General features: G+C 66.4%; 16 protein-coding genes. 3 read left to right on the forward strand and 13 right to left on the reverse strand.

Features of this window, described 5'->3' with window-relative positions; genetic code table 11:
• Positions 1-7: 7 nt before the first annotated feature.
• The 3 genes from guaB to ASF98_RS02445 form a co-directional block, all read right to left on the reverse strand.
• Complete coding sequence (gene guaB / locus ASF98_RS02435) at positions 8-1,519, reverse strand: IMP dehydrogenase (protein ID WP_055796949.1); 1,512 nt, start codon at positions 1,517-1,519, stop codon at positions 8-10.
• 210 nt (positions 1,520-1,729) lie between these two features.
• Positions 1,730-3,793, reverse strand: a complete 2,064-nt coding sequence (locus tag ASF98_RS02440; protein ID WP_055796952.1) for an acyltransferase family protein — start codon at positions 3,791-3,793, stop codon at positions 1,730-1,732.
• 2 nt (positions 3,794-3,795) lie between these two features.
• Entirely contained in the window at positions 3,796-5,844 is a 2,049-nt protein-coding gene (locus ASF98_RS02445) for an acyltransferase family protein (RefSeq protein WP_055796959.1), read from the reverse strand.
• 213 nt (positions 5,845-6,057) lie between these two features.
• On the opposite strand from ASF98_RS02445, the gene ASF98_RS02450 reads away from it, so the two are divergent.
• Positions 6,058-7,026: a DUF389 domain-containing protein gene (locus tag ASF98_RS02450; protein ID WP_055796962.1), complete on the forward strand. Its 969-nt coding sequence runs from the start codon at positions 6,058-6,060 to the stop codon at positions 7,024-7,026.
• 47 nt (positions 7,027-7,073) lie between these two features.
• Here ASF98_RS02450 and ASF98_RS02455 read toward each other — a convergent pair whose 3' ends face one another.
• The 6 genes from ASF98_RS02455 to ASF98_RS02480 form a co-directional block, all read right to left on the reverse strand.
• A complete protein-coding gene (locus tag ASF98_RS02455; RefSeq protein ID WP_055796964.1) occupies positions 7,074-8,189 on the reverse strand; it encodes a flavin-containing monooxygenase in 1,116 nt (371 codons plus the stop codon).
• A complete protein-coding gene (locus ASF98_RS02460) occupies positions 8,186-8,533 on the reverse strand; it encodes a hypothetical protein (protein ID WP_055796967.1) in 348 nt (115 codons plus the stop codon). The genes ASF98_RS02455 and ASF98_RS02460 overlap by 4 nt, the downstream gene beginning before the upstream one ends.
• Positions 8,534-8,625: 92 nt before the next feature.
• Positions 8,626-10,266 (reverse strand): response regulator transcription factor, encoded by a 1,641-nt coding sequence (locus tag ASF98_RS02465; protein WP_055797301.1) that lies wholly within the window; start codon positions 10,264-10,266, stop codon positions 8,626-8,628.
• 232 nt (positions 10,267-10,498) lie between these two features.
• Positions 10,499-12,109, reverse strand: a complete 1,611-nt coding sequence (gene groL, locus ASF98_RS02470) for a chaperonin GroEL (RefSeq protein WP_055796970.1) — start codon at positions 12,107-12,109, stop codon at positions 10,499-10,501.
• A gap of 84 nt (positions 12,110-12,193) precedes the next feature.
• Complete coding sequence (gene groES / locus ASF98_RS02475; protein ID WP_028275747.1) at positions 12,194-12,490, reverse strand: co-chaperone GroES; 297 nt, start codon at positions 12,488-12,490, stop codon at positions 12,194-12,196.
• A gap of 206 nt (positions 12,491-12,696) precedes the next feature.
• A complete protein-coding gene (locus ASF98_RS02480; RefSeq protein ID WP_055796973.1) occupies positions 12,697-13,095 on the reverse strand; it encodes a hypothetical protein in 399 nt (132 codons plus the stop codon).
• A gap of 67 nt (positions 13,096-13,162) precedes the next feature.
• On the opposite strand from ASF98_RS02480, the gene ASF98_RS02485 reads away from it, so the two are divergent.
• Positions 13,163-14,392 carry a class I SAM-dependent methyltransferase gene (locus tag ASF98_RS02485; RefSeq protein WP_055796976.1) on the forward strand — a complete coding sequence of 410 codons (1,230 nt, stop codon included), beginning with the start codon at positions 13,163-13,165 and terminating at the stop codon, positions 14,390-14,392.
• Positions 14,393-14,431: 39 nt separating this feature from the next.
• Here the strand turns inward: ASF98_RS02485 and ASF98_RS02490 are convergent, their stop codons facing one another.
• Together ASF98_RS02490 and ASF98_RS02495 are read right to left on the reverse strand one after the other, a co-directional pair.
• Positions 14,432-15,262, reverse strand: a complete 831-nt coding sequence (locus tag ASF98_RS02490) for a shikimate 5-dehydrogenase (RefSeq protein WP_268760399.1) — start codon at positions 15,260-15,262, stop codon at positions 14,432-14,434.
• A gap of 57 nt (positions 15,263-15,319) precedes the next feature.
• Entirely contained in the window at positions 15,320-16,750 is a 1,431-nt protein-coding gene (locus ASF98_RS02495; protein ID WP_055796980.1) for a glycoside hydrolase family 3 N-terminal domain-containing protein, read from the reverse strand.
• Between the two features lie 408 nt (positions 16,751-17,158).
• Here ASF98_RS02495 and ASF98_RS02500 point away from each other — a divergent pair, with 408 nt between their 5' ends.
• Positions 17,159-18,310 carry a glutamate--cysteine ligase gene (locus ASF98_RS02500; protein ID WP_055796983.1) on the forward strand — a complete coding sequence of 384 codons (1,152 nt, stop codon included), beginning with the start codon at positions 17,159-17,161 and terminating at the stop codon, positions 18,308-18,310.
• A gap of 28 nt (positions 18,311-18,338) precedes the next feature.
• Here the strand turns inward: ASF98_RS02500 and tsaD are convergent, their stop codons facing one another.
• Together tsaD and rimI are read right to left on the reverse strand one after the other, a co-directional pair.
• The gene (gene tsaD / locus ASF98_RS02505) at positions 18,339-19,430 is read right to left on the reverse strand and encodes a tRNA (adenosine(37)-N6)-threonylcarbamoyltransferase complex transferase subunit TsaD (RefSeq protein ID WP_055796986.1); all 1,092 of its coding nucleotides are present in this window, start codon (positions 19,428-19,430) and stop codon (positions 18,339-18,341) included.
• Positions 19,427-19,930: a ribosomal protein S18-alanine N-acetyltransferase gene (rimI, locus tag ASF98_RS02510; RefSeq protein WP_055797303.1), complete on the reverse strand. Its 504-nt coding sequence runs from the start codon at positions 19,928-19,930 to the stop codon at positions 19,427-19,429. Before rimI ends, tsaD begins: the two co-directional genes overlap by 4 nt.
• Positions 19,931-19,963 lie beyond the last annotated feature (33 nt).

A 19,963-nucleotide genomic window follows, 5' to 3' on the forward strand; every position in this document is an offset into this window, starting at 1 on the left:
CCTGGGATTAGCGCGAACCGTAGTTGGGCGCTTCCACTGTCATCTGGATGTCGTGCGGGTGCGATTCCTTGAGGCCGGCCGGGGTGATGCGGACGAACTTGCCACGTGCCTTCAGCTCGGCAACCGTCGGAGCGCCGGTGTAGAACATGGTCTGGCGGAGGCCGCCCACCAGCTGGTACGCAACGGATGCCAGCGGGCCGCGGTAAGCCACGCGGCCTTCGATGCCTTCCGGGATCAGCTTGTCGTCACCGGAGACATCGGCCTGGAAGTAACGGTCCTTGGAGTAGGACGTGTTCTTGCCACGGGTCTGCATGGCCCCGAGGGACCCCATGCCGCGGTAGCTCTTGAACTGCTTGCCGTTCACGAAAATGAGCTCACCCGGTGACTCGTCGCAGCCGGCCAGCAGGGAGCCGAGCATCACGGTGTCGGCGCCGGCAACCAGCGCCTTGCCGATGTCGCCCGAATACTGGAGGCCGCCGTCGGCAATCAGCGGAACGCCGGCCGGGATGGCGGCCTTCGCGGACTCGTAAATGGCGGTGATCTGGGGAACGCCCACGCCGGCCACAACACGCGTGGTGCAGATGGATCCCGGCCCCACGCCTACCTTGATGCCGTCTGCACCGGCGTCGATCAGCGCCTGGGCGCCTTCACGGGTGGCGGCCTGGCCGCCGATGATGTCCACATGGGCAGCGACAGGATCGGACTTCAGGCGGCGGATCATGTCCAGCACGCCCTGGGAGTGTCCGTTGGCAGTGTCCACGAACAGTGCGTCCACGCCGGCGTCGATGAGGGTCATGGCGCGTTCCCAGCCGTCGCCGAAGAAGCCGATGGCGGCGCCCACGCGGAGCCGGCCTTCATCGTCCTTGGTGGCCAGCGGGTACTGCTCGGCCTTGGTGAAGTCCTTGGTGGTGATCAGGCCCTTGAGCCGGCCCTGATCGTCAACCAGCGGAAGCTTTTCGATCTTGTTGGTGGCGAGCTTGTGCGAGGCTTCCTCGCGGCTGATGCCGACGTGCCCGGTGACCAGGGGCATCTTGGTCATGACGTCGCTGACGAGGCGGATGGGGAAATCGGCTTCCGGCACAAAGCGGGTGTCGCGGTTGGTCACGATGCCCAGGAGCCGCATGCCCTCGTCCACCACCGGCAGGCCGGAGACGCGGTACTGCGAGCAGATCTCGTCCAGTTCGGCCAGCGTCGCTTCCGGTCCGATGGTCAGCGGGTTGGTGATCATCCCGGATTCGCTGCGCTTCACACGGTCAACCTGGTCGGCCTGGTCCTGGATCGACAGGTTGCGGTGAACCACGCCCAGGCCACCCTGGCGGGCCATGGCGATCGCCATTCGCGACTCGGTGACGGTGTCCATGGCCGCGGAAAGCAGCGGGGTCTGGACGGAGATGCGCTTGGAGATGCGGGAGGAGGTGTCCGCTTCCGACGGGATGACGTCGGTGTGCCCGGGCAGGAGCAGGACGTCGTCGTAGGTCAGTCCGATAAAGCCGAACGGGTTGTGTTCGGGCTGGGTCATGAGTGCGCCTCTTACCTTATTTCTGGGGTTCACGGGTAGGGGTTGCAGCTGATGACCAGCCCGTCATTACGGGACTGGCCTGTGCAGATGGTGGTGCGTTCGTGCGGAAGTATTGAATAAATTCTAGAACCTCGGCGGCGATCCCCATATTCCGCGGCGGTAATGTGAGGAACCGCACGCCCGGCTCCGCGCGGGCCCGGGCCTCTGGCGTCAGGTCCAGCCGGTGGCGGCCAGCAACCGCTGCTCGAACATGGGAATCATGCTCTGCACGTATGTCTTGGTGAGGTGGTTGTCATCCTTGTAGACGTATACATTACCCACCACCGCCGGACAGATTCCGTCCGCGCAGATGAAGTCGCTCAGGTCCATCAGGTGGAGCCTGTCCACCTTGCCGCGGTAGGCGTCCAGGGGCGACGAGTCCGCGAGCGATTCACTGAGGGGCGGATTGCACTCCTCCGCGGCGGCGCCCCTCTTCTGCACGCACTCCGGCATGTTGGACCCAAACCGCGGGTTGTCCCGGACCCCCACGACGTCCATTCCGGCGTCGGTGAAAGGTTTGATGCCCTCGAGGTAGCCGGGAACTTCAGTTTCGAACGGCGCCTCTACGTGCGTCAGTGACGCCACGGTGAACACCGCGTCCGGCTTGTGCTCGAGCACATATTCCGCGCTGGCCTTGTTGAACGCATTGCATTCGGCGTCGCGCTCTGGGGATTCAGCACCGAATCGGCAGTTGCCCTTGAGCAGCGTGACCACTTCCCAGCCGTGTTCTTTGGCGATCGGGCCCAGCGCCGCCATGTACTGCTGCGCGTGCGAATCGCCAAGCACCACGATCCGCTTGGTGACAACCTCGGGCTTGCTGTTCTGCAGGCAGCCGGAGAGCAGCGGATCGCTAGGCACATTCCCGTCGGTGCAGAGGCCGTCAATATCCGCCCACTCGTTCTTCATGGCTGCCGGCGCCGGGATGATCTTCGCTTCGGGCGTCGGTTTGCCCATATTTTCGGGTGCCAGGGCGGCCGCACCGGGAGTCAGTTCCCTTGGCTGCGCGGCGGCCGCGGCTTCCTCTGCTGTCAGCTTGGTCTGCCAGAGGGAGACCGGCCCGGCGAGCAGCGCTCCGCACGCCACGATCACGACGGCGTTCCGCCAGATCCGCCGCTGGGGCCAGTGCCATTCGCGCAGGGGCTTTTCCACAAATCGCGTGGTGAGGCCGGCCATCACCACGGAGGCCGCCACGATAGCCAGGCCTTGGACGAGGTTGGGCGAGACAACTCCGGTGCCGGCGAGGGCGAGGACTAGCAGCGGCCAGTGCCAGAGGTACAGCGCGTAGGAGTTGTCGCCCAGCTTCACGAGGGGTTTCCAGGTCAGGAGTCGGTCCGCACCGAAGCGGCTGCCGCTCTGGCCGGCCACGATGATTGCCGCGGCCGCCAGCGTGGGCCACAGCGCCACAAACCCCGGGAAGGACCGGTCCACGGTCAGCAGGAGGCCGCAGAACACCATGGCCGCCACGCCGGCCCACCCCAGGATGACGCGAAGCAGCTTTCCCGGCTTCAGGTAAGGCAGGGCCAGGGCGAGGAGGGAGCCCAGCGCGAACTCCCACAGCCGGGTCCGGGTGTCGAAGTAGGCATAGGCCTGGTTCGTGGCGGTCTGGTCAATGGAATAGGCCAGCGACGCCGCGAAGATTACGCCGAAGGCAAGGGCCAGCAGCAGGCGGTAGCTGACCGCCGGCCGGCGCAGGACGCGGTGCAGTGCGGCTGTTCCGGCAAACACCAGGGGCCACAGGATAAAGACCTGCCCCTGAATGGAGAGTGACCAGAAATGCTGGAGCGGGCTCGCGCCCGAGTGGTCCTGGGCGTAGTAGTCAACCGCCGAGTCCGCGAGCAGCCAGTTCTGCCGGTAGAGCAGGGAGGCCCACGCCTGCTCCAGGACGTCCGGCCAGCGGCTTTGGGGAAGGATGGCCCACGTGCCCGTCAGGACACCGAGGATAACGACGACGGCGGCCGGCAGCAGCCGTTTGAACAGGTGCAGCCAGTGGCTGACCAGTTTGAGGGGGCTGCCGCTTTCCACTTTACGCACGAACGAGAGGGTGAGCAGGAACGCGGAGATCAGCAGGAAGATGTCCACACCGCCGGACACCCGGCCCAGCCAGACGTGGTAGGTGACCACCATCAGGACGGCGAGTGCCCGGAGCCCCTGGACTTCTGGGCGGTACCCCTTCCCTGCTGCCTTGTGTGTGCTGTTCGTAGTGTTCGTCGGTTGCTTTGCGGGGGGCGTCGTCATTCTTAGTTCCAGCCGGTTGCTGCCAGAAACTCCTTCTCGAAGTAGGGGGTGATGCTGTCCATGTACGTTTTGGTGACGTGGTTGTCGTCTTTGTAGACCATGACGTTGCCGATGACCGCCGGGCATGTGTCGTCCGGGCAGAAGAACCGGGTGAAGTCGAGGAACTTCGTGGCGGGCACCTGTCCCGCTATTTCCGCGGCGGGGGACGCCGGCTGATAGCTCTCGGCCGTCTTGGCGGCGCACGCCGCATAGTCGTCCTGGTGCTGCTCCAGGCAGTCCGGAACGGCCTCGGGCATGCGGGGCGTGTCGCGGAGCGCGACGACGGGAATCCCGGCGTCGTTGATTTCCTTAATCTCCGGAAGCCACGCGGGGTCCATGAATTCCGTCTTGTTCGGGTTCGGGTCCGTCCGCGTGCTGGTGGTGACCACAAGGTCCGGCTTCATCTCCAGGAGCTTCTTCTGGGTCTCCTTGTTGAAGTCGACGCACCCGTCGGAAAGCTCAGGCGCGTCGGTCTCCGTCACCGGGCAGTAGCCCTTGGTGATGGCTTCCACTTTCCAGCCGTATTTGTCTGCAAGGTTCAGCAAAGGCGTGGACCAGACGTGGGCGTGGGAGTTGCCGATGACCATGATGGTTTTGTCTGCGTCGTCTTTGCCGTTGGAGCAGACGTTGATGAGTTCGGCGTCGTTGGTGGTGCAGCCGCCTTGGAATTTCGGCCATTCCTCGGCCACGGTCGTGAGGCTGGGATGCAGCGGAGCGGACTTGTCGGCGGCATCTACGTACTCGGGGTCCAGCACCCGTGCCCCCGGGTTGTTGGCCCACGCCTGGCTGGCGGCGGCGGCCGTGGCGCTGGTGATTTGGAACTGCCACCCGGCGAGCGGAACGGCGGCAGTGGCTACCGCGGCGGCGACGGCGATGACTGCCCGGCGACGCTTGACCTCGGGCCATTTCCACTCACGCCACGGTTTCTCGATGAACCTGGTGGTGAGGTAGGCAAGGCCCATCGACACGACGATGATGAGGGCCCCGGACAGCGGCCCGGCGTGGTCCCGGCCGGTGGCGGCAAGTGCGATGACAAGGACGGGCCAGTGCCACAGGTACAGGGCATAGGAGTTGTCCCCGAGGCGGACAAGCGGCCCGGCGCTCAGGATCCTGTCAACACCGAACCTGCTGCCGGTTTGCCCGGCAGCGATGACGCAGGCAGCAGCGAGCGTGGGCCACAGGGCGGCCACTCCGGGAAAGGCCGCCTGGACGTTGAGCAGGATGCCGCAGCTCAGCATTGCAGCGATACCGAACCAGCCAAGGGCGATGCGTCCGGCCCGGGGAATCCGGAGGCCGGGCAGGATGAGAGCCACCAGCGTGCCCAGGGCGAATTCCCACAGCCGCGCCCCGGTATCGAAATAGGCCTGGGCCTGGTTGGTGACAGTGAAGATGATCGAGTAGACCAGCGACACCAGGAATATTGCGGCAAAGATGTAGCACAGCAGGATGCGGTAGTGCAGCCGGTACCGTTTGGCCACGAGCGCTGCGGCGGCAAAGATCAGCGGCCAGAGGATGAAGACCTGCCCCTGGATGGAGAGGGACCAGAAGTGCTGGAACGGGCTGGCCAGGCTGTGGTCGGTGGCGTAGTAATCGGTGGCCTGCGACTGCAGGAGCCAGTTCTCCACATAGAAAAGGGAGGCCCAGCCCTGGGCGATGATATCCAGCCAGCGCGTGCGTGGCAGGAGGATGAAGCTCGCGGCGAGGACAGCGACCAGGACGGTGACCGCCGCAGGCAAGAGGCGCCGGAACAGGTGCAGCCAGTGCCTGAACAGCGCCATCGGCCGCCCCTGCTCGTACCGGCCCACAAACTGCAGCGTCATCAGGAAGGCCGAGATCAGCAGGAACACGTCCACGCCGCCGGATACCCGCCCGAACCAGACGTGATAGCTAACAACCATCAGCACAGCCAAGGATCGCAGGCCCTGAATTTCAGGCCGGAACTTTGATTTTCGGCTCGGTTCAGCTCCGGCGCCACTGCGGCGCGGCGAGGCTAGGGCTCTCGCCACAGACATAGAAAACCCCTCAAGCGGATAGCCAAAGCATCCATGTTACCGATTCGTAACTTTCATCGCCAATCGCCGAAGCAGGCGAAAAGGACCCCCGCCTTCCATTAAGGCACTCCAAGCTGGGAGTTTCCAGAGGAAGGCGCCTTCGGATGACGGCCGGGAAACTAGGCTGGTGACGAGGCGGGATGCTGGAACCCGGAAACGCGAGGAGTGGCAATAGTGATCGTTCAGGTGCGTATTTGCATTCCCGCTGAGCTTTCCGACCTGGTGGTGGAAAGCTGCACCCAGCAGACCGGCGCGGCGGAAGTTGCCGTGCACAAGGGCGCGTCCATCCAGCCGGCGGGCGACGTCGTGGTGGTCCACGTGGCCAGGGAAGCAGTGGAGGAGCTGCTGGAAAAGCTGCATGTCCTGAAGGTGCAGGAACTTGGCTCCATTGCCATCTCTATGCCGGAACTCATGCTTTCCCGGCGCGCCGACCGGGCTGAAGCCGCAGCGCCGGGAGACGGGGCCGACGCCATGATCTGGGACGAGGTGACGCGCCAGACGGGCGAGGATTCGCGGCTCACGTGGAGCTATCTGGCGTTCCTGGTCCTTGCGACACAGCTGGCCGCGATCGGGATTGTCACGAATTCCACCATCGCCATCGTCGGGGCCATGGCCGTGGGACCGGAATTCGGACCGCTCGCAGCACTTGCCGTCGCCATAGCCCAGCGCAAATGGAAACTGGGACGCAGTGCCGCGCTGGCGTTGGGGGTCGGCTTTCCCGTGGCCATGCTCCTGGCTGCACTGACCGCCTGGCTGTCCGTGCCGCTGGGGCTCTTCCCCGCCAACACCCTCGACACCGGGTCCGCCGTCGAGTTCATCTACCATCCCGGGCCCTATTCGCTGATCGTTGCCGTGCTGGCCGGTGCTGCCGGGATGCTCTCCGTCATCAGCCGGCGCTCGGCCGCCCTGATCGGTGTCTTCATTTCCGTGACCACCGTTCCCGCCGCAGGGTTCGTGGCCGTGGCGCTCGTCCTCGGCGAGTACCAGAAAGCGGCGGGGTCCGCCCTGCAGCTGCTGCTCAACCTTGTGGGCATTGTGGTATCGGCGCTTGCCGTGCTCATTTTCTACCGCCTCATCACCAAACGCCTGCCGGACGGAATGGCCCGGAGGCTGAGGCGGCAGGCGCTGCGCGCCCGGAGCTAGTCCCCGAGCCCCCGAGCCAAGGCCAGCGACGGCGTCAGGGCAGGGCTCTAGGTGAACGACGGCGAGGTCAACGAGGCTGCAGCCGGGATCTTTCCCGCCAGATACCGGGCGTCCCGGCATGCACCGATGAGGGTGGCCGACGTCGCGGCGTACATGAATTCCTCGCCGAGGAAGAACAGGCCCGGCAGGTCCGTGGCCACGCCGCGGTGCTGCCGGGGCCGCCCGCCGTCGTCGAACACCTGCGGTTCAATCCAGTCGAAGGACTCGCGGTAGCCGGTGCACCAGATCACGTTGGACACCCCATCGAGGGGGCTGCCCGCCACAACAGGCCGTCCGTCCTGCACTCCGGTCACCCGGGGCACAATGTCGACGCCCGCGGCAGCAAGGTCCTTGCGTTTGGTCCTGATCAGGGGGTCGGCATGCGCCAGTTTGTGCTGTGCAGCCTTACGCCCCAGCGGATTGTCGACGGTGAGCACGTGGACCCCCAGGAACCGCACCACTGGCAGGGCGAAGCGTGCGGCGTTCCTGCCGTGGCGCGCGGGCAGCTCTCCGCTCGGCTTCCCTGCGACCACCGTGGGGTGCGTCCTGCTCACTTCCAGGGCAATTTCGGCCCCCGAGTTCCCCAGCCCCACGACGAGGACGCGTCCTTGGCGGAGCTGGCCAGGATTCCGGTATTCGCTGGAGTGCAGCTGGACGATGGACGGATCCAGCCCGGACGCAAAGTCCGGCAGCCTGGGCGCCTGCGTGCAGCCGGTCGCCACAACGACGTTGCCGGCTTCCCAGCGGCGGCCGCCGGAGACCGCGACGAACCGCCCCTCTTCCCGCCATAGCCTCTCGACCCGGATCCCGGTACGCACCGGAAGGTCAAAGGTGGCGGCGTAGCCTTCAAGGTAGTCGGCGAGGTCGTCTTTGCCGGGAAAGGACAACCTGTCTCCCGGAAGCGGCAGGCCGGGAAGGCCGTCGTACTTGGCCGGCGTGAACAGCCGCAGGGTGTCCCAGCGCTGCCGCCAGGCGTCACCGATTCTCGGATTCGCATCCAGGATGAGGAATTTCCGGTCCTGGCGTTTGAGGTAGTGGCCGATGGCCAGGCCGGACTGGCCCCCTCCGATGACCAGGGTGTCGAGCACTTCGACTACCGCCCCGTCGTCGTTATTGTTGCTCATTGCAGTGCCTCCTGTTCAACCGCTATGGGTTCATTCAATGAACCGTCCCGGTCACTTCGCGGACGCCGTGGCTCCGGACCGCACCGTTCAGCCTGGTAGCGCAGCCACCACACCAGCATCAGCGCGGAGGCCAGCACGTAGAGCGCGTGAAGCAGCCAGATCGGGCCGGCCGGGAGGTGGAAGACATACACGGAATGGACAGCGTTGGCCACATTGCTCAGGACCAGGCTGCTGAGGCTATAGGACGCCAAATCACGGGTCCGCGCTGCCTTGAGAAGCATCGGCAGCAGGCCAAGGGCGAACAGCACGGTCGAGAGCGTGCCGGCCAGGACGGGAAGGTTCATAGTTCGACACTAGGTCCGCGACCTTGCGCTCCGCGTCGGCAGAAATATGTAAGTTTCAGCGGGCAGGCTGGGCAGTTATATGCAGCCCCGGCTTACGCTGTGAGCCCGTGGTCGTAGGCGTACTTTGTGGCGGCCACCCTGGACTGCAGCCCAAGCTTGAGCAATATGTTGCTGACATGCCGGGCCACGGTCTTTTCACTCAGGTAGAGCTCCCCGGCGATCGCCCGATTGGCCATCCCGGAGGCCACGAGCCGGAGCACTTCGAGTTCACGCGGTGTGAGGGGTCCGGGCTGCGCGTCATGCGCCGGAGTGTCCTGGAGCGACGCTGCCCAGGCAGCGGCGGGGGCGGCGCCGAGGGCAAGGAATTCCGCGTGTGCCGCTTCGAAGTCCATCACCGCCGAATCGTCGTCGCCGGATGCGCGGCAGGCTTGGCCCACAAGGGTGCGGCAGCGCGCAGCTTCGAACGGAACGCCCAGTTCCCGCCAGAGCATCCACCCCCGTCGCAGGACCGGCTGCGCCAGGGCGGGTTCTCCTTCGGCGAGCAGGACGGCCCCGCCGGCCTGGCAGGAGGCAGCCTGCAGCATCGGCATCCCGCAGTCCTGCGCCACGGAGGCCAGTTCGTCGGCGGCCCGCCGCGCAGCGGCCGTGTCCCCCGCGGCCAGTTCTATTTCCACGAGCGCCGGCAGCAAGTGGCGGCGTGTGGCCAGGTCGGCAGCGTCGGCTGCCCTGCGGATGAGGGTCTGCGCGGCGGGGAACTCTCCACGGGCCAGCTTGAGCAGCGCGAGTCCCGGCTGGGGCTCATAGCCGCTGCGCGCCGCCTGCCGGTAGCATTCCTCTGCCGCCGCGAACTCACCCCTCAGCCGTTCCACTTCGCCCTGCTGGTAGTAGCCGCCGTAGAGGGCCTGGTAATCCCCCGCCGCAGACAGCCGCTGCGCGTCCTTGGCGGCGCTGACGGCGTCATCCCAGGCCCCGTGCAGCCGGTACAGGTCGGCGCGGTGGCTCTGGCACTGGCCGCTGAACAGGACCATGTCCGGCCGTCCGCCGCACCACCGGTCCAGTGCGGCCGTCCACTCCAGGGCGCGGCGCAGATCGAAGGCCAAATGGCAGGTGCCGATGACGGCGCAGTAGATGATCCCGGAGGGGACCGGCGAGAGCTCCCCGGCGGTTACCGCGACCATCACCTCATCAAGGAGCCCGACGCCGGTGCTGACGTCACCGAGCGCCACGCAGGCCTGGCCCGTTCCCAGCAACGAAAGCGAGATGAGGTCCCGGTCCTGGAACTTCTCCCCGATGGCCAGGGCGTCCGTGAACACCCTGCGGGCACCTTCGGGGTTACTTCCGAACAGCATGCCCAGTGCCGTGGGCATCAGCAGCAGGCCCTCCACTGCGCAGGGTTCGTTCAGCTCAGCCACCAGCCGTCCGGCGCGGGCGAACCATCCCGTGCTGCGGGCCGGCTGGCCCGCGTTCATCAGGTGTATGCCGATCCACCCGGCGCAACGGGCCGCGCCCGCCACGTCGCCGACGACGAGGTACTCCTCGTGCGCACGGGTGAGGGTGTCGATTCCGGCGTCGGTTTTGCCGGTCAGGATTTCCACGGTGGCCAGGCGCTCGAGGTCCGGCGCGGGGAGCCCCCCGCTCTGGTCGGCATCGAGGAAGTGCTCGACGGCATCGGTCCAGCGATGCTCCTCGAAGGCGGAACGGCCCCTGTCCAGGCCGGCTTCGGACGTTGCCATGATGCCTCCCCGCACCCTTCCGAGCTCCATCTAAGCGCCACGGTACGCCGGGGGTGCAGGGTGCACAAGCTCCGGCAGCAAGCCCCGGACCGGGGTGAAAAGAGGTGTAAGACAGGATGCCAGGGGGTTCAAACGGGCGCGAAAAAGCCGGCCCGGCGTGAGCGGTTCCTGGAAACCGCCCGGCCGGACCGGCCTTTTTGCTGCGCTAGTAAAGCACAGCACCGCCTGCAAGCTAGTGCTTGTGGCCTGCGTGCTCGTCCTCGTCGGCCGGCTTTTCGACAACGAGGGTCTCGGTGGTGAGAACCAGCGCTGCGATGGAAGCCGCGTTGCGGAGGGCTGCGCGCGTCACCTTGACGGGGTCGATGACGCCTGCTGCGATGAGGTCTTCGTACTCGCCGGTCTTGGCGTTGAAGCCGTGGTGGATGGCGGATTCCGCGACCTTGGCAGCGACGACATAGCCGTCGAAGCCGGCGTTCTGGGCGATCCAGCGCACAGGCTGGACCAGGGCGCGGCGCACGATGCCCACAGCGGCTGCTGCGTCACCTTCGAGCGCGGTGACCGACGGATCCTCGTCCAGTGCCTTCAGGGCGTGGATGAGGGCGGAACCGCCACCGGCTACGATGCCTTCTTCGAGGGCAGCGCGGGTGGAGGACACAGCGTCCTCGATGCGGTGCTTCTTTTCCTTCAGCTCAACCTCGGTGGCTGCGCCAACCTTGATCACGCCGATGCCGCCGGCCAGCTTGGCCAGGCGCTCCTGGAGCTTTTCCTTGTCCCAGTCCGAGTCGGTGCGGGTCAGCTCGGCCCGCAGCTGGGCAACGCGTGCCGCAACATCCTCGGCCGATCCGGCGCCGTCAACGATGGTGGTGTTGTCCTTGGTGACCGTGATGCGGCGGGCCGTGCCGAGCACCTCGAGGCCAACGGAGTCCAGGCTCAGGCCGAGTTCCGGGGAAACAACCTGTGCGCCGGTGAGCGTCGCGATGTCCTGCAGCATGGCCTTGCGGCGGTCGCCGAAGCCGGGAGCCTTGACGGCAACAACGTTCAGGGTGCCGCGGATGCGGTTGACGATCAGGGTGGAGAGGGCTTCGCCTTCAACGTCCTCGGCAATGATGAACAGCGGCTTGGAGCTCTGCAGCGCCTTTTCCAGCAGCGGCAGGAAGTCCTGCACCGAGGAGATCTTGCCCTGGTTGATCAGGATGAGGGCGTCTTCGAGTACTGCTTCCTGGCGTTCCGCGTCGGTGACGAAGTACGGGGACAGGTAGCCCTTGTCGAACTGCATGCCCTCGGTGAGGACCAGTTCGGTCTGCGTGGTGGAGGACTCCTCGATGGTGATCACACCATCCTTGCCGACCTTGCCGAAAGCCTCGGCCAGGAGCTCGCCGATCTCATCACTCTGGGCGGAGATGGCTGCAACGTTCGCAACCTGGGAGCCCTCAACGGGACGGGCGTTCTCGAGCAGGCGTGCTGCGACGGCCTCAACCGAGACCTCGATGCCGCGCTTGATCTGGCCCGGAGCGGCGCCGGCTGCAACGTTGCGCAGGCCTTCCTTGACCAGTGCCTGCGCCAGGACGGTGGCGGTGGTGGTGCCGTCGCCGGCGACGTCGTTGGTCTTGGTGGCGACTTCCTTGGCCAGCTGAGCGCCAAGGTTTTCGAACGGGTCATCCAGTTCGACTTCGCGGGCGATGGTCACGCCGTCGTTCGTAATGGTGGGAGCGCCCCACTTCTTGTCCAGCACGACGTTGCGGCCGCGCGGGCCAAGCGTCACCTTGACAGTGTTGGCGAGCTTATCGATGCCGGCTTCAAGCGACCGGCGGGCAGCGTCGTTAAACGCAAGCTGCTTTGCCATGGTTGTGTCCTTTCGAGACAGAAACCCCGCGCCGCTGACCAGTCAGAAATGAATCAGACGGATCGGCGGCGCGGGGTCAAAGAGTTACTTTACGACGATCGCCAGAACGTCGCGGGCGGACAGCACGAGGTACTCGGTGCCGCCGGTCTTGACTTCGGTTCCGCCGTACTTGGAGTAAATAACAACATCGCCGACGGCGACGTCGACCGGAACGCGGTTGCCGTTGTCGTCGAAGCGGCCGGGGCCTACTGCAACAACTTCGCCTTCCTGCGGCTTCTCCTGTGCGGAGTCCGGGATAACCAGGCCGGAAGCCGTGGTCTGCTCGGCTTCGAGCGGGCGGACAACAATACGATCCTCAAGAGGCTTAATAGAGACCGACACTCGGACCTCTCCTTTTCGTCAGCAAATTCATGGACTGGAAAACTGTTGCGCCTATGCATACAAACCGTCGTCGCGGTGCCGGCAGCAGCGTGGCTGGCAGTTCTTCATGTATTAGCACCCTCCTAGGGAGAGTGCTAATGACGACTCTATGTAAGTCGTTAGCACTCGGTCAAGGCGAGTGCCAGAATTTCGTCCGCGGTGAACGCCTAGCGACCCGCCAGGTCCTCAAAGTCGACGTCGTCGCCGTCGTCCGTGTCGTCGCCGTTCGTAACGTTGCGGTTCCGGTACAGCACGACGGCGGCGGCGAGCGCCGTGGCGACCGAGGCGACCAGGAACACGAGGCCTCCTGCGCGGACAGCCGCGTACGACTCGCGGATTTGCCGCGCCTCGTCGGTGTCGTCCTGGATGTTCTTGCCGCCCACCGAGTACACGGTTGCGTTGAAGGAGTCCAGGAAGAAGATGATCACCAGGAGCGCCAGGCAGACGACGGCGATGGCGGCACCGGCGATCAGCGCGGGGCGGGCGTACCTGGCAAGGCCCGTCTGCTGGTGGTGGTCATTGCGTTGATCTTCTACGGGTGGCTGCGGCCCTGCGCTGTCTTCCATGCCTCCAACCCTAGCCGTACAGGGGTGCCGGGCTGCCCGATGAGTCTTCTCGATTAGGCTTGATGACATGGCTGACGCACCGCAGGACCTGATCGCCCCGCTCCTGACCAGCGAAGGCTGGGAGCTGCTGGCGTCGCTGGGGCCGTACCGGGAGGACGATGCGTTCCGGCTCAATGAGTCGCTCCGGAAAGCCGGCCACTCCCCCGCGCTCGTCTCGGCAGTCCTCACCCAGTCCAGGCTGCGGACCAAGGCTGAGGCCAAATTCGGCGAATTCGCCCGGCAGATGATCTTCACCCAGGCGGGCCTTGAACAGGCCACCCGCCTCAATGTCGCCGCCCGGCATGCCGAACGGTTCGCCTCCGCGGGAATCGAGCACGTGGCCGATCTCGGCTGCGGGCTGGGCGCCGATGCCATGGCGCTGGCCTCCATGGACATCCGGGTCACGGCAGTGGAAATGGACGAAACCACTGCCGCCTGCGCCACCATGAACCTGATTCCCTTCCCCCACGCCAGCGTGGTTCACTCCGATGCCACCTCCGTCCCGCTCGACGGCGTGGGCGGCGTCTGGCTGGACCCCGCCCGCCGCACCACCTCCACCTCGGGCACGCGCCGGATCTGGGATCCGGAGGAGTTCTCGCCGCCGCTGTCCTTCGTGGAATCCCTCGCCGCATCCGGGCGCGCGGTAGGCGTGAAGATGGGCCCCGGCATGCCGCACGAATCCGTCCCTGCCGGTTGCGAGGCACAGTGGGTCTCGGTAGGCGGCGACGTCACCGAAGTGACACTGTGGTTCAATGCGGTCAGCCGCCCCGGCATCCGGCGGGCCGCCCTGCTTCTGGGCCCGCAGGGCGCTGCCGAAATCACCAGCGCGGAAGGGTTCGACGGCGGACCGGTGGCCCCCGTGGGTCCGGTGGAGGGGTACCTGTACGAGCCCGACGGGGCCGTCATCCGGGCCGGGCTCGTGGCGGATGTCGCGGCGCGGCTGAACGGCCACCTCGTGGACGAACACATTGCCTACATCTGCGCACCGGAGCTCGTGGACACCCCGTTTGCCAGGGCCTACAAGGTCCTGGAGGTGATGCCGTTCAACGTCAAGGCCCTCAAGGCCTGGGTGAAGCAGCACAACATCGGTGTGCTGGACATCAAGAAACGGGGCACGTCGGTCACGCCGGAGGAACTCCGCAAGCAGCTCCTCGCCGGAGGCAAGGGGTCAAAGGGCAAAAAGACAGCCACCCTGGTCCTCACCAGGATCGGCGAGGACCGGGTGGCCATTTCGGTGGAGCCGGTGCAGCCCAGGTAGCCTGCTGCACGGTTACCGGGCATGCCTGGGCATGGCCTGTTACTGGGCGCGCATGAAGTCTTCGGCCGCGCGGACCTGCTCGTCCGTGGGCCGGACGCCGGTGTACAGCACAAACTGCTCCAGGGCCTGGATGGTGGCCACTTCGGCGCCGGTGATGACCGTCTTCCCGGCAGCCCGGGCAGCCTTGACGAGGGGCGTCTCGGCCGGCAGCGCGACGACGTCGAACACCACCTTCGCGGCATCCACCGCCTCCGGCGGGAAGGACAGCGAGTCGGCGTCGGGACCGCCGGCCATTCCAACGGGTGTCACATTGATGATCATGTCCGCAGTGCTGCCGGCGTCCGCCGCGGGCAGTTCGGCGCTCCATTTGAAGCCGTAGAGGTCCGCGAGCGGCTTTCCTGACGCCTCGTTGCGGGCAACGATGGTGACGTCGCGGAAGCCTGCATCTCGGAGGGCGGCGGCCGTGGCTTTGGCCATGCCGCCGGAGCCCTTGAGCAGCACCGAGTAGTTCGCCGGGACGGCGTTGCGCTGCAGCAGCTGCTCGATCGCCGTGTAATCCGTGTTGTAGGCCGTGAGCTTGCCGCCGTCGTTCACGATGGTGTTGACCGAATCGATGGCCTTGGCCGAGGGGTCCATCACGTCCACCAGCGCAATGACGTCTTCCTTGTACGGCATGGACACCGCGCAGCCCCGGATGCCAAGTCCACGGACCCCGGCAATCGCCTGGGCAAGGTCCGTGGGCGCGAAGGCCTTGTAGATCCAGTTCAGGCCCAGCTGCTCATACAGATGGTTGTGGAAGCGGGTCCCGTTGTTGCTCGGGCGGGCCGAGAGCGAGATGCACAGGGTCATGTCTTTATTCAGAATTGGCACGGGTCCATTAAACGCCCCCGGAGCCCGGACAGCACTGTTACGCCACGGAACGGTGCGTCAGCAGCCGCTTCCGGGCGCAAAAGGTCCGACGGCGGCGGGCAGCTTTCCGGGTGCAGGCGCCTTGCCCGCGAGGACGGCCACCAGGGCGTTGAAGGCTTCCTGGCTGCGGCCGTAGAGGGCCACTTTGGCGGGGGCCGCCGATCCGGCCAGCGGCCACGGCGCATCGAGCGCCACGACGACGTCGCCTTGGGCCGGGGGCCCTTCATAGCCGATCAGCGTCACGAGCGGTCCGGCGCCAAGCGTAATGCCTGCCGCACCGGCGGCCTGGGCGAAACGCGCGCGGTCCTGTTCATTGCCGCCGGCCACCCGGACGCTGCCGGGCACCATCGGCCCATGGCAGGGCCCGGCCAGGACGGTGACTGCTGCTGCGGACACCCGCTGGGAAAGGGCGGAGCCGCTTCCGGGCGCGGCAGCCGGGGACGCAGGGGTGCGGGCGCGCCACATCATCATGGTCACCACCCGCAGGGCTGCCTCGTCGAGGCGGGACACCGGCAGCGCGCCGGTCTGGGCGGCGCCCACCACGGCTGCGTGGGCGGCTGCGACGTCTCCGGGCATCAGCAGCAGGTCCGCCCCGGCAGCCAGTGCCAGCGGTGCGGCGGACTCTCCGGGGAACTGCTTGTGCACCGCGCCCATGTTGAGCGCATCCGTCACGGCCACACCCTTGAAACCCATGCCTCGGAGGGCGGCGTAGCTCGCTTTGGACAAGGACGCGGGCACGCCCGGCTCCAGGGCGGGCACGGAGATGTGGCCGGTCATGATCATGGGCAGGCCCGCGTCGATGGCAGCCTGGAACGGTTTCCAGTCCTTCGCCCGGAGTTCCGCCACTGTTGCCTTCTGCACCGGCAGGTTCTCGTGCGAATCGACGGCCACGGAGCCGTGCCCGGGGAAGTGCTTGGCGGAGGGCAGGAGCCCGCCCGCCAGCATTCCCCGGGCAAAACCGACGCCGAGGCTGGCCGCAGCATCAGGGTTGCCGGACATGGCCCTGGCCCCGATGGTCGGGTCCAGCGGTCCGGCCGTGACATCCGTGGCCGGCGCGAAGTCCGCGGTGAAGCCGAGCCCGGCAAGCTCCGCGGCGAGCGCCCTGCCGGCGTCCGTAGCGAGCCCGACGTTTCCGGCGGCGCCGTAGCTCATGGGGGCCGGCCACTCGGTCAAGGGTGCGCGCAGCCGGGCGACAACGCCGCCTTCCTGGTCCACGCCGATCACGGCCGGCCAGGTGCGCCCGTCCGCCTTGGCCGCCTTCTGCAGGAGGCTTATCCCCGAGGCCATCGCGGCGGTGTCCACGGTTCCGTCGGCAGACCGCGGCACGTTGTCACCCATGACGATTGATCCACCCAGGTGCAGCTTTTCCATGGTGGCGGCGTGGGCAGCAAAGTCGGTTCCGGTGAAGAAGGGCATCAGCACCTGCCCGGCTTTCTGTTCGACGCTCATTTTTGCGACGGCGGCGCGGGCAGCGTCTTCGTCCTTCTGCTGCGGTCCCCAACCCAGCTGGCGTTCTCCGGGGGCGGGGGTTGAAGGCCTGGGCGCTGCCGGGCTCCCCGACGCGGGCGCGGAACGCAGGGCACTGCCTGACGCCGGTGCCGGTGCCGTTGACGATGGCGTTCCGGACTGCGGTCCGGAGGAGGGGGAAGGTGCGCCTGTACAGGCGGCGGTGGCAAGCATTGCCGCCGTCACCGCCAGCGTCGTCGCTGTTTTGTGGAAAGTCCTTGTGTGAAAACTGTCACTGCGTCCTTGAAACCAAGCCATCATCTCGATGCTACCCCTGCACTAGACTTGAACCACCCGTTGCCCGCCCTCTGGCTGCTTCGGCAACGGACGGCGGAACAGTGAAGGGACCACATGAAGATTGATTTCGCTTCATCCAGGCAATCAACTCTTGGTGTGGAATGGGAGCTCGCACTGGTCAATGCCCAGACCGGCGAACTGGCCTCGGTAGCCAATGAGGTGCTCCGCGGTGTGGCCGCCAACCATCCCGAGCTCAACGAGGACGACGAACACCCACACATCAAACAGGAACTCCTGCTGAACACGGTGGAGCTCGTCACCGGTATCTGCGAGACGGTGGCGCAGGCCAAGGCGGACCTCAGCAGTTCGCTCGCCGCCGTGCGGGAAGTCACCGATCCCATGGGTGTCGAGCTCTTCTGTGCCGGAAGCCATCCTTTCAGCCCTCCGCAGCTGCAGCCGGTCACGGACAAAGCACGGTATGCCAAGCTCATCGACCGCACCCAGTGGTGGGGGCGCCAGATGGTGATCTACGGCGTACACGTCCACGTGGGCCTGGACAGCCGCGACAAGGTCCTGCCGGTGCTGGACGGACTGCTGAACTACTTCCCCCATTTCCAGGCGCTCTCAGCCTCGAGTCCCTTCTGGGGCGGCGAGGACACCGGCTACGCGTCCCACCGCGCGCTCATGTTCCAGCAGCTGCCTACCGCGGGCCTGCCGTTCCAGTTCTCCACCTGGGCAGACTACGAATCCTATGTCCAGGACATGTTCACCACCGGAGTGATCGACACCATCTCGGAGATCCGCTGGGACATCCGCCCGGTCCCCAACCTGGGCACCATCGAGATGCGCATCTGCGACGGCCTGGCCACTCTGGAGGAAGTCGGCGCAATCGCGGCCCTGACCCAGTGCCTGGTGGACGAATTCTCCACCATCCTGGACAACGGCGGCACCATTCCCACCATGCCGCCCTGGCACCTCCAGGAAAACAAGTGGCGTGCGGCCCGGTACGGCCTCGATGCGATCATCATCCTCGACGCCCAGGGCAACGAGCGGCTGGTCACCGAGCACCTGCTCGAAACGCTGAACCGGCTCGCGCCCGTGGCCGCGAAACTCGGCTGCTCGGACGAGCTTGCCGACGTCGAAAAGATCATCAGCCGCGGTGCCGGATACCAGCGGCAGCGCCGTGTTGCGGCAGAAAACGGCGGCAACCTCCAGGCCGTGGTGCTGGACCTCGTCAAACAGATGCGGAACGGCCCCACCGCCTGAATCCCCCTGCGTTGCCCCTTGAGGGGTTTTAGGCGGGAAGCGATACCGCCGTGACCGGCATGGACGAATCCGGGGCGAAACTGATGCCACTGGGCTCGATGCCGGCCATGACCAGCTGGGCCCCGAGGGCGGCCACCATGGCACCGTTATCCGTGCACAGATCCAGCGGCGGGACGGTCAGCCGGATCCCGGCCGCACTGCACCGCTGCTCGGTGAGCTGGCGCAGCCGTGAGTTCGCGGCAACTCCGCCGCCCAGCAGCAGCTCGGTGATGCCGTATTCCCGGCAGGCAAGCACCGCCTTGGACGTGATCACGTCCACCACAGCCTCCTGGAACGCGGCCGCGACGTCCGCGACCGGGACCTCCTCGCCGCGGGCTTCAAACTGTTCCACGCAGCGGGCGACGGCGGTCTTCAGTCCGCTGAACGACCAGTCGTAGCGGTGCGGGCCGGGTTCGTCCGCGGTGCCCATGTATTTGGGCTGCGTCAGCCCGCGCGGGAACCGGATGGCCTTGGCGTTGCCGGTCCGGGCAAGTTTGTCGATGGCCGGTCCGCCCGGGTAGCCGAGGCCCAGAAGCCGGGCCACCTTGTCGTAAGCTTCCCCGGCGGCGTCGTCGATGGTGGAACCCAGCAGCTCGACGTCGTCGGTGATGCTCCTGATCCGGAGGATTTCGGTGTGGCCGCCGGACACCAGGAGGGCGCCCAAATTCTCAGGCAAGATGTTCTCCGGCAGGCTGTTCCCCGCCTGCAAGAGGCCGACGCCGACATGGGCCACCAGGTGGTTGATGGCATACAGCGGCTTGCCGGTGGCCACAGCGAGCGCCTTCGCGGCGCACACGCCCACCATCAGCGCCCCGGCCAGGCCCGGACCGGAGGTGACGGCGATCGCGTCGACGTCGTCGAGTCTTACTCCGGCCTCTGCGAGGGACGCCTGCAACGTGGGCACGAAGGCGTCCAGGTGTGCGCGCGACGCGATCTCGGGGATAACCCCGCCGAAGCGGACGTGTTCCTCCATGGAGGAGGACACTGTGTTGCTGAGCAGGGCCGTTCCGCGCACGATTCCCACGCCTGTCTCATCGCAGGAGGATTCGATGCCCAGGACGAGGGGTTGCGTTCGGTTCATGGTGTGTCTGCCTCCGTGGCCGTCAAGTGGTCGGGGGTCGCATTAGTGGACTCCGGTCCTGCCAGAAGGCCGGAGTCCGGGAGTTGGAGGCGCATGATCAGGGCGTCCACCCCGTCCCGGTAATACCGTGGGCGGACGTGGATCTGTTCGAAGCCGAAGCGGCGGTAAAGCTGCTGGGCCCGGGGGTTGTCCGCCCTGACTTCCAGCAGCACGTCCGCCGCCCGGCGCCGCCGGCTTTCGGCGATGAGCTCGGTCAGCAGGGCCGAGCCGATCCCCCTGCCTTCACACTCCGGCACGACGGCGATGGTCTGCACGTCCGCGATCGGTTCGATGCACATCAGACCGGCGTAGCCCACGATTTCGCCGGCAGCCTCGGCCACCAGGTAGTGGCGGGTTTCGGCCTGTGCCAGTTCGTCATGGAACATCTGGAGCGGCCAGGCATCCACCGGGAACAACCTGCATTCGAGGGTGTGCACCGCAGGGATATCCGCACCGCTCATGGCCCGCAATGTCACGCCGTTCGGGACCACTCC

The organism is Arthrobacter sp. Leaf337 (assembly GCF_001423745.1).
Lineage (GTDB): Bacteria > Actinomycetota > Actinomycetes > Actinomycetales > Micrococcaceae > Arthrobacter.

Excerpts from the sequence above, each read along its gene's own strand:
- ASF98_RS02460 (WP_055796967.1), bottom strand. The coding sequence starts at position 8,533 with ATGAACCTTCCCGTCCTGGCCGGCACGCTCTCGACCGTGCTGTTCGCC.
- tsaD (WP_055796986.1), bottom strand. The coding sequence starts at position 19,430 with ATGAACCGAACGCAACCCCTCGTCCTGGGCATCGAATCCTCCTGCGAT.
- ASF98_RS02445 (WP_055796959.1), bottom strand. The coding sequence starts at position 5,844 with ATGTCTGTGGCGAGAGCCCTAGCCTCGCCGCGCCGCAGTGGCGCCGGA.
- ASF98_RS02480 (WP_055796973.1), bottom strand. The coding sequence starts at position 13,095 with ATGGAAGACAGCGCAGGGCCGCAGCCACCCGTAGAAGATCAACGCAAT.
- ASF98_RS02485 (WP_055796976.1), top strand. The coding sequence starts at position 13,163 with ATGGCTGACGCACCGCAGGACCTGATCGCCCCGCTCCTGACCAGCGAA.
- guaB (WP_055796949.1), bottom strand. The coding sequence starts at position 1,519 with ATGACCCAGCCCGAACACAACCCGTTCGGCTTTATCGGACTGACCTAC.
- ASF98_RS02500 (WP_055796983.1), top strand. The coding sequence starts at position 17,159 with ATGAAGATTGATTTCGCTTCATCCAGGCAATCAACTCTTGGTGTGGAA.
- groL (WP_055796970.1), bottom strand. The coding sequence starts at position 12,109 with ATGGCAAAGCAGCTTGCGTTTAACGACGCTGCCCGCCGGTCGCTTGAA.
- rimI (WP_055797303.1), bottom strand. The coding sequence starts at position 19,930 with ATGAGCGGTGCGGATATCCCTGCGGTGCACACCCTCGAATGCAGGTTG.
- ASF98_RS02465 (WP_055797301.1), bottom strand. The coding sequence starts at position 10,266 with ATGGCAACGTCCGAAGCCGGCCTGGACAGGGGCCGTTCCGCCTTCGAG.
- ASF98_RS02440 (WP_055796952.1), bottom strand. The coding sequence starts at position 3,793 with ATGACGACGCCCCCCGCAAAGCAACCGACGAACACTACGAACAGCACA.
- ASF98_RS02455 (WP_055796964.1), bottom strand. The coding sequence starts at position 8,189 with ATGAGCAACAATAACGACGACGGGGCGGTAGTCGAAGTGCTCGACACC.
- ASF98_RS02495 (WP_055796980.1), bottom strand. The coding sequence starts at position 16,750 with ATGAGCGTCGAACAGAAAGCCGGGCAGGTGCTGATGCCCTTCTTCACC.